The sequence below is a fragment of the Streptomyces sp. NPDC042364 genome (assembly GCF_056437585.1).
Genome location: NZ_JBWKAJ010000005.1, coordinates 463,002 through 474,635, shown reverse-complemented (window position 1 = coordinate 474,635; position 11,634 = coordinate 463,002). Strand labels below are relative to the sequence as shown.

General features: G+C 70.6%; 9 protein-coding genes. 2 read left to right on the top strand and 7 right to left on the bottom strand.

Features of this window, described 5'->3' with window-relative positions; all coding sequences use genetic code 11:
• Positions 1-170: 170 nt before the first annotated feature.
• From AC067N_RS13980 to AC067N_RS13955, 6 genes are all read right to left on the bottom strand, one after another.
• On the bottom strand, positions 171-1,799 hold the full coding sequence (locus tag AC067N_RS13980; protein ID WP_478679112.1) for a type IV secretory system conjugative DNA transfer family protein: 1,629 nt from the start codon (positions 1,797-1,799) through the stop codon (positions 171-173).
• A 102-nt stretch (positions 1,800-1,901) separates the two neighbouring features.
• Positions 1,902-3,332, bottom strand: a complete 1,431-nt coding sequence (locus tag AC067N_RS13975) for an ATP-binding protein (RefSeq protein WP_478679111.1) — start codon at positions 3,330-3,332, stop codon at positions 1,902-1,904.
• Between the two features lie 78 nt (positions 3,333-3,410).
• Positions 3,411-4,967, bottom strand: a complete 1,557-nt coding sequence (locus tag AC067N_RS13970; protein WP_478679110.1) for an SCO6880 family protein — start codon at positions 4,965-4,967, stop codon at positions 3,411-3,413.
• Entirely contained in the window at positions 4,964-6,280 is a 1,317-nt protein-coding gene (locus AC067N_RS13965; protein WP_478679109.1) for a hypothetical protein, read from the bottom strand. Before AC067N_RS13965 ends, AC067N_RS13970 begins: the two co-directional genes overlap by 4 nt.
• Positions 6,270-7,121 carry a hypothetical protein gene (locus AC067N_RS13960; RefSeq protein WP_478679108.1) on the bottom strand — a complete coding sequence of 284 codons (852 nt, stop codon included), beginning with the start codon at positions 7,119-7,121 and terminating at the stop codon, positions 6,270-6,272. Before AC067N_RS13960 ends, AC067N_RS13965 begins: the two co-directional genes overlap by 11 nt.
• Before the next feature lie 214 nt (positions 7,122-7,335).
• Positions 7,336-7,644 (bottom strand): hypothetical protein, encoded by a 309-nt coding sequence (locus AC067N_RS13955; protein ID WP_055519934.1) that lies wholly within the window; start codon positions 7,642-7,644, stop codon positions 7,336-7,338.
• Positions 7,645-8,185: 541 nt separating this feature from the next.
• Here AC067N_RS13955 and AC067N_RS13950 point away from each other — a divergent pair.
• Positions 8,186-8,797, top strand: coding sequence for a DUF7691 family protein (locus AC067N_RS13950; RefSeq protein ID WP_478679107.1), 612 nt, complete (start codon positions 8,186-8,188; stop codon positions 8,795-8,797).
• Between the two features lie 43 nt (positions 8,798-8,840).
• Here AC067N_RS13950 and AC067N_RS13945 read toward each other — a convergent pair whose 3' ends face one another.
• Positions 8,841-10,613, bottom strand: coding sequence for an immunity 49 family protein (locus AC067N_RS13945; RefSeq protein ID WP_478679106.1), 1,773 nt, complete (start codon positions 10,611-10,613; stop codon positions 8,841-8,843).
• 170 nt (positions 10,614-10,783) lie between these two features.
• Between AC067N_RS13945 and AC067N_RS13940 the strand changes: the two genes are divergently transcribed.
• On the top strand, positions 10,784-11,605 hold the full coding sequence (locus AC067N_RS13940; protein ID WP_478679105.1) for a S1 RNA-binding domain-containing protein: 822 nt from the start codon (positions 10,784-10,786) through the stop codon (positions 11,603-11,605).
• Positions 11,606-11,634 lie beyond the last annotated feature (29 nt).

Here is an 11,634-nt window from a genome sequence, read left to right as displayed (position 1 = left end):
ACGACACATGGCTCCACACCCGAGCCGCCGCCCTCAACCTCCGCCGACTGATCAACCTCGGACTCACCCACACCAGTGGCACCTGGCACATCGCATCGGCCAGTACATGACTGGAGGGGCTGTCCGGCCTGACGGCCGGACAGCCCCTCACCAAGATCTTCATCGACCTTCTAGACCGGCAGTTCGGCGTGAGGCCAGCGGGCGCGTGCCTGTTCGCGGGAGCGCAGGAGCGCCAGCGTCGGCAAGCCCCGGTCCTCGCCCGTGGCCAGCAGCTCGGGCAACTGGGGAAGAGGGGCCACTGCGGCCACGTCGTCGAGGACGAGGGTGAGTGGTGGGTCGAGGCGGCCGGAGGATGACCGTTCGGCCACGCGCCGGCCGCGCTCGACCACGCTTGAGGCGAGGGCCGTCAACAGCGGCATGGCCGAAGGGTTCGCCTTCGGATCCTCGATGGGGTCGCCGACCACATAAAGCGTTCCCCCCTCGTGGACGAAGGAATCCAGGACGAGGGAGTCCGCTCGGTTCGGCGTGCAGGCTTCCCGGACATTGACCGTGGAGAGCGAGGACAGCGCTCGGGCCGTCAACGCCTGGGCGATGTCGCGGCGTTCGGGGTGGGACGTGAGAGCTGATTCCAGTTCGCCCGCAGAGCCCGAGGCCGCCTTCGCGTTCGTACGGAGGACGCGTACGGCCTCCTGGACGTTGGTGCCCTGGGCCCAGCGGTGAAGGTGGCGGATGGTGCGCGAGTCTATCGCGGCGGCGTGCAGATAACTGCGCAGCAGGGTCTCCGCGGCGTCCGCCACCGCTTGGTCGATCTTGGCCGTCGGGCGGATCGGGGCGAGGAGGGCTCTGGCGCGGGCCGCCGCGGTGGGCTTGTCCTCGCACCCGGAGATCGGGGACCAGTGGAGGCGGGCCGGAGTGTCGCAGCGGTGGGCGGGGTCGTACAGGAGGACCGGGCCCAGCTTCGCACGCGCGTCCTTCGTGTCCGACCAGAGAACGGGGTCGGAGGTGACCACCAGCGCGGGGCCCTCCGCGTCGCGCACGGCCTGGGTGGCGGCGGGGCGGCGGGTCTCGGATCCGCCGAGGACCACGGAGGAGACGGGCCGGCCGGACATCGGGCTGCCGCCCGTCGGGAAGGAGGCCCCCGGGCTCTGTGCGCCCGTGGGCAGGGAGCCGCCGGGCGCGACGGGAGCGGGGCGGGGCACCGGTGCGGCGGGCGCTCCCGGTGCGGAGCCCGCCTCGTAGGCGATGTCGGTCCCGGCGGTCACACTCTCCCTTTCCGTACCCCTACCGGCGGTCGCGGTGCGGGGGAGGGAGGGCGAGTCGCCGGCGGGGGCGGTGCCGTTTCTCGGCTCCGGGACCGGCGGCGATGACGTGTGACTCTCCGGCGGGAGCGGCGTCGTCCGGTCCGCGGCCTGGGATCGTGCCGTCTTCTCTCTGGCGCGGACGGCTCTCCAACGGGCCAGGGTGCCCGTGATGAAGACCGTCAGGACGATCAGGATCATCAGCTGGCCGATGAAGAGGCCCCAGAACAGGCCGTAGCCGGACAGCTGGGCGGCGGGGGTGTCGGGCCAGGCCGTGGGCAGGTCCTGAGGGGCCGAGACCAGGCTGCGTACGGCCAGAGGCGTGCGGGTGAAGGTGACGCGGTCGGGCCAGGCGCCATGCGCGAACAGGCCGGCCAGGCCGGTCGCGGACCAGACGAGCAGGGTGGTGCCGACCAGGAGACCGAGGACGGTGATCAGCAGCCCGTCGGGGATGCCGCCCCCGCCCTGCTGGGAATGCCGGTGTCGGTCGTCTGGTCTCATCGCACGCCGCCGTTCACGCCGTCTCCTCCTGCGCCCTTCACGCCCGCTCCCTCGCCGGTACCAGCTCGCTCGTCCGCCCGTACCGGCTCGTCCCTCGCTCGCTCAGGCCACCGTGGACTCGGAGGAGCCGTAACCGTCGACATCGCTCAGATGCTCCACGAATGCGGCGGCCCGCTCCTCCGCCTCCAGTTCGGCGGCGCGCAGGGCGTCGTCGTCCAGGAAGTGGTCGTCGGAGGACTCGGTCATCGCGCGGTCCGTGAAGACCAAGGGGCGTTCGGTCTCGGTGATCAGGTGCTTGACGACCTGTACGTTGCCGTTGACGTCCCAGACCGCGATGCCCGGGGTGAGGGTGGGGATGATCTCCACCGCCCAGCGGGGGAGGCCCAGAACGCGGCCCGTGGCGCGGGCCTCGTCCGCCTTCTGGGCGTAGATCGTCCTGGTCGACGCCATCTTGAGGATGGCAGCCGCTTCCTTGGCGGCCGCTCCGTCGATGACGTCGGAGAGATGGTGGACCACCGCGACGAACGACAGACCGAGACGGCGGCCGAACTTCAGCAGCCGCTGGAAGAGCTGGGCCACGAACGGGCTGTTGATGATGTGCCAGGCCTCCTCGACCAGGAAGATGCGCTTCTTCCGGTCGGGGCGGATCCAGGTGTGCTCCAGCCAGACGCCGACGATCGCCATCAGGATGGGCATGGCGATGGAGTTGCGGTCGATGTGGGACAGGTCGAAGACGATGAGGGGGGCGTCGAGGTCGATGCCCACCGTCGTCGGGCCGTCGAACATGCCCCGCAGGTCACCGTCGACCAGGCGGTCCAGGACGAGGGCGACGTCCAGGCCCCAGGCGCGTACGTCGTCTATGGCGACGTTCATCGCCTCCGCGGACTCCGGCTCGGGGTGGCGGAGCTGCTCGACGATGTCGGTGAGCACCGGCTGGCGTTCGACGATCGTCTCGTTGACGTAGGCGTGCGCGACCTTCAGTGCGAACCCGGAACGTTCGTCCAGGCCGCGGCCCATCGCGACCTCGATGATCGTCCGGAGCAGCGCGAGCTGGCCCGTGGTGGTGATCGACGGGTCGAGGGGGTTGAGGCGGATTCCGTGGTCGAGGGCGGCCGTCGGGTCCAGGCGGATGGGAGTTATCCCCAGCTCCTGCGCGATGAGGTTCCATTCGCCGACGCCGTCCTCGCCCTGGGCGTCGAGGACGACGACCTGGCGGTCGCGGAAGCGGAGCTGGCGCAGGACGTACGTCTTCTCCAGGGCCGACTTGCCGTTGCCGGACTCGCCGAGGACGAGCCAGTGCGGGGCGGGCAGCTGCTGGCCGTAGAGCTGGAAGGGGTCGTAGATGTAGCCCTTCCCGGAGTAGACCTCGCGGCCGATGATCACGCCCGAGTCGCCGAGGCCGGGGGCGGCGGTCGGGAGGTAGACCGCCTGCGCCTGGCCGGTGGACGTGCGCACGGGGAGGCGGGTCGTCTCGACCTTGCCGAAGAGGAAGGAAGTGAAGGCGTCGGTGAGGACGGACAGCGGGTCCCGCATCAGTGACGTACCTCCTGTCCCGGTCCTGGCCCGGGTGGTGACCCCTGCTGGTCCGAATGATCCCGCATCGCGGTGGCCCTACCTTCGGATTCCGGTGGCGAACGGGAGGGTGTTGACGAAGGCGCGGTGGTGCTCGCGGTCGCACCACTCCAGCTTCAGGTACGACTTTCCGGCGGACGCCCTGATGGTCCGCTTGTCGCGGGCGAGGGCTTCGGGGGAGCGGGACGAGACGGTGATGTAGCCGACCAGGTTGACGCCGGCGGCGCCGCTGGCCAGGTCCTCGCCGCGCTGGTCGAGGCGGGAGTGGGAGGCCACGTCGCGCGGGTCGACCGTGCGGTTCATCTTGGCGGCGCGGGAGGCCTCCGCCTCGTCGTTGGTCTTCTCCGTCAGCATGCGCTCGATGGCGACCTCGGTCGGCTCCAGGTCCATGGTGACGGCCACCGTGCGGATGACGTCGGGGGTGTGGACCAGGAGGGGCGCGAGGAAGTTCACGCCGACCGGGGTCATCGGCCACTCCTTCACCCAGGCGGTGGCGTGGCACCAGGGGGCGCGGGTGGAGGACTCGCGGGTCTTGGCCTGGAGGAAGTCCGGTTCCGTCGCGTCCAGTTCGGCCGGCCAGGCGTTGCGCTTGGTCATGGCCTGGATGTGGTCGATCGGGTGGTCCGGGTCGTACATGGAGTGGATGAGGGAGGCGAGGCGGCCCTGGCCGAGGGGCTGCCGGACGCGGATGTCGGCCTCCTGGAGGCGCGAGCAGATGTCCGTCAGCTCACGGGCCATGACGACGGCGAGGCCGGCGTCCTTGTCGAGCTTCCGGCCCTGGGGGCGGGCGGCGCGGGCCATGGCGTGCGCCTCGGCCGCCAGTTCGCGCGTGTAGTGCATACAGGCGACCAGGTACGCGCGGTGCTGCTCGCTGCTCGTGGACACCATGGACTGCAGTTGGTCGTACGACTGCCGCAGCCAGCCGGGGGAGCGCTCGTCGCCGCGCTGGGCGACGTCCTTGGCGTGGGCGTCCGGGTCGGCGGGCAGGGTGCGCGCGAGCATCTGGAGCCGGGTGACGAAGCCGTCGCCGTTGGCCACGTGCTTGAGGAGGGTGCCGAAGCGGTCGACGAGGGCTTCCTGGTCCTCGGAGTCGCGCAGGCCGACGCCGGGGCCCTCGATCTCGATGGCCGCGGTGACCGTTCTGCGGTCCGCGTGGAGCAGTACGGCGATCTCGTCCGGGCCGAAGGGCGCGGCCAGCCAGGTGATGCGGCCGATGCCCGGTGGGGGGCCTACCTCGACCTCGCGGCCGTCGAGGCCGGTGCCGGCCTCCATGGCGGCGGACCGGTAGGTGGCGCCGCGGCGGACCGTCCGCTTGTAGCTGCGGTTGATCTCGAACCACTTGTAGAACGTGCGCCGCTTGTACGGCACGTAGACCGCGGCGAGCGCCAGCAGCGGGAAGCCCGTCAGCAGGGCGATGCGCGGGACGAGCACCGGGACGAGGAGACCGCACATCATGCCGAGGAACGCGCCCGCGATGATGAGCGCGATCTCGCCGGACTCACGGTTCCGGCCGATGATCGCGTTCGGCCGGGCGCGGCCGATCAGATATGTACGGCGGGGCGTGACCGGATGGGACAGATGGGACTCGGTCGTCAACGCCCTTCACCTCCCGTGCGGTTGCTGTTGCGGGTATTACTGGCGTGGGGGGTGTTGGTCGGGCTCGTGCGGGGCGGGGGCGCGGCGGAGGGAACGGATCCGCCGCCGCCCGCGGTGCGTGAGCTGTGGGCGGCCACGCCGCCGGAAGCGGGGTTGGCGGGCCGGGGGCCGCTGCCGCCGCCGTTGTTGTCGGCCCGGGTGCTGTGGGTCTTGATGCCCTGGGCGACGAGGGTGGCGGGAGAGCTGATGACGGCGGCGGCCTTGCCTTCGGCGCCGCGCATCAGGCGGTTGTTGCGGGAGCCGGCGATCTCGTCGCCGAAGCCGGGGACGAAGCGGTAGATCATGGCCGAGGCGAAGATGGCCAGGAGGATGATCGCGAGGCCGGAGACGACGGCGGAGAAGGCGTCCGGGCCGTCGTCTGCGGAGAGCGCGCCGGCAAGGCCGAGGACTATGACGATCACGGGCTTGATGAGGATGACCGCGATCATGATGCCGGCCCAGCGGCGGACATGGCCCCACAGGTTCTTGTCGACCAGGCCGGCGTAGACGACGGTGCCGAGGAGGGCGCCGACGTAGAGCAGGGCGGCCCGGATGACGAGCTCCAGCCAGAGGACGCCGGCGGCGAGGATGGAGACGAGGGAGACGACGATGAGCATGATGGGCCCGCCGCCGATGTCCTCGCCCTTCTTGAGGGCGCCGGAGAAGTTGCCGAAGAAGGTGTCGGTCTGGTCGCCGGTGGCCTTGGCGAGGACCTCGGTGACCCCGTCGGTCGCCGAGACGATCGTGTAGAGGATCAGCGGGGTGAACGCGGAGGCCAGGACGGTCAGCCAGAGGAAGCCGACCGCTTCCGACAGGGCCGTGGTGAGCGGGACGCCGCGTACGGCCCGCTTGGCGACCGCGAGCAGCCACAGGATGAGGGTGAGGATCGTCGACGCCGCGAACACGACCGCGTACTGCTGCAGGAACTTCGGGTTCGTGAAGTCGACGTTCGCCGTCTCGTTCACGGCGGCGGAGAGCTTGTCGATGGTCCAGGAGGCGGCGTCGGCACAGCCTTGGGCCAGGGAGGAGAGGGGGTCGAGGGTGGAGGTTACGTCGTTGGGGAGGGTACTGGTGTCGCCCTTGTCGCCGGATTCTCGTTCGCAATATTCCTGCGCCGGGCCGCGGATGAGGTCACATGGGTCGTTGCTGCCCGAAGGGCTCGGTGTAGGCGTGGGCGTGGGAGCGGCGAAGGCACGGGTCGCGAGTAGCACGGTGGTTGCTTGAACGGCTGTGACACCGGCAGCGACTTTGAGCACGCTGTGCTTAACGGGCATACGTGAACCCTCCGTACTCCTCAACGGCCTTTGTCATGTCCTCGGAGGTGGATGCCGTCTGGTCACGTCCGACTGGGACCGGGCCGTCCTTCTGAGTGAGGTCGGTGATCTTCCAGTCTCCGCCGACCCACTGCAGCTTGTAGGTCGTGGTGAACCAGCTTTCGGTCACCGGGTTCGTAGAGCCTTCGCCTGATAGCCCGAAGAGGGAGGTGTACCAGAGCTCGACCGTGGCGTGGCTGTTGTTGAACGCCGTGGCTTTTGTGCCCACCGGGATGATGCGTGAGATGAAGGTCTGGCCGCTCGGCGCAGCACCGTCTTCGTTCAGGCCGATGTTGGCGAGGAACCCCTTACCGGAGTACACGTCGTCGAGCTTGCTCTGCTGGTCCACAGCGACATCGGGGGCGTAGACGGTGTTGACGATCTCATGTCGCCGCTCGGCGCTGAACATGTCGGCTGAGCCGAGCGCGATTGCGTAATTCGTCGTCGCGCTCTGCGCCCCTTGCTCGCTCCGCGCGTACCCCGTGGGGATTCCCGCCGTCTTTGACCTGACCGGCCGCTCGCCCGACGCCGCCGTAGGTGCTGTCTCCGCCTTGTCGCCGCCTGTCGTCGCGTCCGTGGTGTCGTCGTCTCCGCGGTTCGCGAAGGCGATGGCGGCGATGAGGAGGACGATGACGCCGACGATGGTGACGAGGCTTCTGGAGGAGGAGCGGGTCCGGCGGGGGTCGCCGCCGCGGTCGGGGAGCCGGGTGCGGGTCTGGCCGGTGCCGGCGTACCCGCCGTACGCCCCGTCGTCGGCTCCGCGCGAGGACTCGCCGTAGCCGTGGTCGTCGCCGAGACTCATGCCGCGTTCGCCCCTTCAACTTCGACGCCGTACGTGGACGCGTACGAAGACGCGTGGCAATACGACGGTAGCCGCGCTGGTTCCCGCGCGGGCGCGGTGTGGTGACTCGACATCAGGGAGACGCAACCTCAGCCGGTGGGCACGACGGACGGGTGGGGTAGTGGGGGAGCCGGGGGCGTGGCCCGCCCGGCCGGGAGGTGGCCGGCGCGCGGCGCTACACGGCCATGCCGTACACGATGGTGAAGAGCGTGCCCAGTGAACCGATGATGAAGACGCCGGTGAGTCCGGCGATGATGAGCCCCTTGCCCTGTTCGGCGCTGAACGTGTCCCGCAGGGCGGTCGCGCCGATGCGCTGTTTGGCCGCGCCCCAGATGGCGATGCCCAGGCAGAGAAGGATGGCGACCGCCATCACGACCTCGATCATCACGCGTGCCTCGTTGCCCAGGCTGCCGAAAGGCCCCCAGTCCGGGGCGATTCCGCCGATGATGGTGGTGATGTCGCCCTTGTCGGCCGCAATGAACATGTAAGTCACCGCCCCTAGTGGGTAGTTCCGCTGGCTCTGCACCGCGTACGTGTCGGCGTCCGCGCTGCACCTCGCGCGGGTGCGCAGAGGTCGGGCCCATTCTCGCTGACAATGACGCTGTCGTATGTCGACTTGGCGTCATTGATTGGCGGGTTTCGTACGTATCCCTTGCTTCCGGCCTGCGCGGGACCCTAACGGGGGACGCGGAACGGTACACGAAGGGTCGTATAGTCACTCTGTGTATCACGGCGGGTTACGCCGGGCAACGAGGTTAAACCGGAACCTGTGGTGTGGTTCCGTCGTTAGTCCCCACTTTCCGGGTGGTCCGGCCTGGTGGGGTCGGTGGTGGTGAAGCGGCCGGTCCGGTCCCGCTTCTGACGGGGTGTCGGGCCGGTGTTCGCCGAGTTTCGAGTGTGCCCGATGTGGACGTGAGGGTTGCGTCTGGGGCGGATGAGTTCCTGGTTGACCGGTGATGCCGGCGGGGCGATGGGGAGTCGTGCGGGGTCGGCGCGTTGTCAGTGGGGGCCGTTAGGTTCGGGGCATGGGTTCTTCGCTAGGTGTGTACCTGCTGGACGTGACCGCCACCCGGGCGCTGGTCGGGTCCCGTGACGAGCAGTTGCCGGAGGTCGTTCGCGACAGGTTCGGCGATGACCTGGCGTGTGACGACGACTGGTTCCGGTCGGAGATAGAGGACGGGGCGCCCACGGCGTACGAGGCGCTGCGGGCGGTCGTGCACGGGGGACCGTTCAGCGAGGACAAGCGGTACGCCTTCCAGTACGGCTACGCCTACAAGCGGCTGTGCTCGCTCACGGGAGTGTTCCTCGACAATTCGTGTTTCACCCCGCATCGGGGGGACTGGCTGTCGGTGGTCGACGCGGGCCTGACCGCGCTGGGCATCACCGCGGTGTCGGTGGCGGCGTTCGAGCACAGTGATCTGCCGGCTCCGCTGCCCTGGTCGTATCTGCCGGGCTGCGGTGAGTGGACGCATGAGCAGTGTCTGCGGGCGTTGGAGCAGTTCGAGGCGACCAAGGCGAAGGACGGGACCCCGCCGCCGCTGGAGCCGGTGGTGGTGGAGGCGGTCATGCAGTGCCTGGGGTGGCTGCGGCACGCTCAGTCGCGACCCGGCTTCGGGGTCATCGGGTTCAAGTCCTGAGGGGCGGTCCGCCGGAGGAGGGGCCGGGGAGGCCCCCGAGGGTTCAGAAGGGGCGGGCCGCTTTCAGGAGGCGGGGCGGGAGGTAGGGGGTGGTGAGCGGGGTGGTCCAGCCTCGGCGGTGGGCGTGGCAGGTCAGGGCCAGGATGTCGAGGTTGAGGGCGGCGTCGGTGGTGTCGGCGCGGTCGGCCACCCGGTGGTGGTCGCGGTGCGCCTCCAGGGCGTCCAGCAGGGCCAGGTTGAAGCTCTCCTCGTCGCCCTCGACCAGCTGGGAGAAGAGGATCGCGGGTGGCGGGAGGAAGCCCCACTCCTTGGCCTTCTCGTGGTCGTGCAGGGCCCGTTCCGTGATGGGCTCGGGGTCCTCGCCCCGGAGGTAGGTGAGCAGGGCCTCGCGGTACGAGGCGAAGGCGGAGTCGTCCTGTGCGAGGCGGGCCGGGCCGGCGAGGACGAGCGGGGCCAGGTGTTCGCGTACGCCGGTGATCAGCGCCAGGTTGACGGCGGTGTGCCAGGCGCCCGGTCCGGCCTGGTCCCCGTGGTACGCGGGGTAGACGAGGCGCTGCCCGTCGATCGTCACCTCGACGTCCGTGCCGGGGGCGGCGAGCGTGGTGCGGAAGAGGGCGGCGCCCATCTCGGCGGCGAGGCGCAGGTTGGTGAGCTGTCCGTCCGTGACGTCGGCGGAGTGCGAGGCGCGGGCCCTGAAGAGGATCTCCTGGTAGCCGATGGCCCATGCCAGCTTCGCCGGGGACGGGGGCCCGCCGTCCACCGGGGTGAAGGCCTCCCGGGTGTACTGCTCGTAGTCGGCCTCGCTTGCCGGGTGGATCGGCCGGGGGTTACCCGGGCGTTCGAACACCACCGGGCGCGCGGCCAGTTCGGCGATCGCGTCCGGGCGTCGGTCGCGGCCGAACCCCCGCACCCGCGGGCCGGGCGCCGCGAAGCCGGTGACCAGGGCGGACGGCAGGTAGTCGGTGTCGAGGGGCGGCGGCCAGCCCTCCCTGCGGTGGGCCAGGGCCGTCAGGGCGAGGGGGAGGAGGGGCAGCAGGGTGGCGGGGCTGGTGACCGGGCCGGAGAGCGCGCTGTACGGGCGGAGCAGTTCGGTCAGGTGGGAGCGGAAGGCGGACCGGTCGCCGCTCGTCAGGGCGTGCAGGGCGTGCAGGGCCGTCGTGTGCGGGTGTCGGAGGAGGTTCTGGGCGCCGCCGGTCATGTGGTCCAGCGAGTGGATGCGGGCGTACGCGGCGTCGAGCGCGGCGAGGACGTCCGCCCGGACGGGCGGACGGCCGGCGTCGTCGTTCCCGGTGTCGCCGATGACGTACGCCATGAAGCCGTTGATCAGTTCGACCGAGGGGAGGCCCGCTCCGCCCTCCTGGGCGGCTTGGCGGGCGAAGTGGAAGGCCTCGCCGTGCCATTCGGCCCTGTCGGAGAGGACGGCCAGGCAGAAGGAGTCGAGCCAGCGGTGCGGGGGCGCTGGGGCGGGTGCATCCGGGTGGCCCGGTTCGGGCTCGTAGTCCCTGCCGAAGTTCACGTAGTTGAGGAACACCTGGAAGCGGTGGTGCGGGTGGTACACGGTGTACGCGACCGCTCCGGCCGCCGCCTCGGTGGCGTCGTCGAGGACCGCCTTGGCCTCGGGGAGGCGGAGGTCGGGGGTCTGGACGGAGAGGGCGGCCAGGTACTCCACCAGCCGGTCCGAGATCCACCACCACTCGTGGGCCGTCATGGCGCCGGCCCTCGACATCGACCAGACCTCGCCGACGATCCGGTTGTGGAAGTCCTCGCGAACCGCGGATATCGCCGCCGCGTCGACCTGGTGGCGTTGTCTGCGCACGCTGTCCCGCTCCCATGGAAGTGATCTTGTTCGTCAGCCTAGGCCGTACCGCCGCGCTTGCGGGAAGCTCGGCCGGTGGGGCGGGTGCCGGACGGAGGCCGGAGGGAGCGGTTTCGGCCAACGGGCGGCGGCCGTGGGCGCAGCGGGCTCTGACAGGGGAGGGGTGCGGGGTGGAGGCGGGCGAGCGGAGTGCCGCAGCGGCGTTCCTGGCCGGGGTGCGGGTGGGGGAGGTGCTCGGGGGGACCGTCGCCGAGGTGACGGGGCACGGGGTGGCCGTGGTGCTGGACGGGTTTCCGTCGCGCCCGTTGGGGACGGTCGGGGCGTTGGACCTGACCTGGGGGCCGCGTGCGGAGGCGGACCTGGCGGTGGGGCGGCGCGTCACCGGCGAGGTGATCGGAGTCGATCCGCGCCGGGGTGAGGTGCGGATGTCGACGGCGGCCACCCGACACCCCCGGCTCTGGCGGTTCCTGAGGGGGCTTCAGTCCCGGCAGGTGCTGACCGGTACGGTCGCCTCGATCGAGAGCTTCGGGGTGTTCGTGGCGCTGGACGACGGGCCGGGGCATCCGATCCATCCCGGCGTCGGGTTTCTCGCCTTTCCCGATCTCTCCTGGCGGTGCTTCGAGGACCCCTCGGAGGTCGTACGGGTCGGGGAGCGGGTGTCCTGCGCGTTCCTGTACTTCGACACCACCAACGGGGAGGCGCGGCTGTCCCTGCGGGCACTGCTGCCGGACCCGTTCCAGGAGTTCGCCGACGCGGCCGCGGTCGGGCAGGTCCTGCGGGGACGGGTCACCAAGTCGGTGCCCTTCGGCGTGTTCGTCGAGGTCGCCGACGGGGTCCAGGGTCTCGTCCGGCTGAGTGAACTGACGGCGGAGCCCAGGGCGACTGGCGAAGGGGCGACCCTGGAGGCGGGGGACGAGGTGACGGTGGCCGTCGTCGAGGTCGACCGGGAGCGACGGACGCTGCTCCTGTCCCGGGTGCGGGCGCCGGGCTGACCGGGTGCCTCCGCCGGTACCGGACGCCC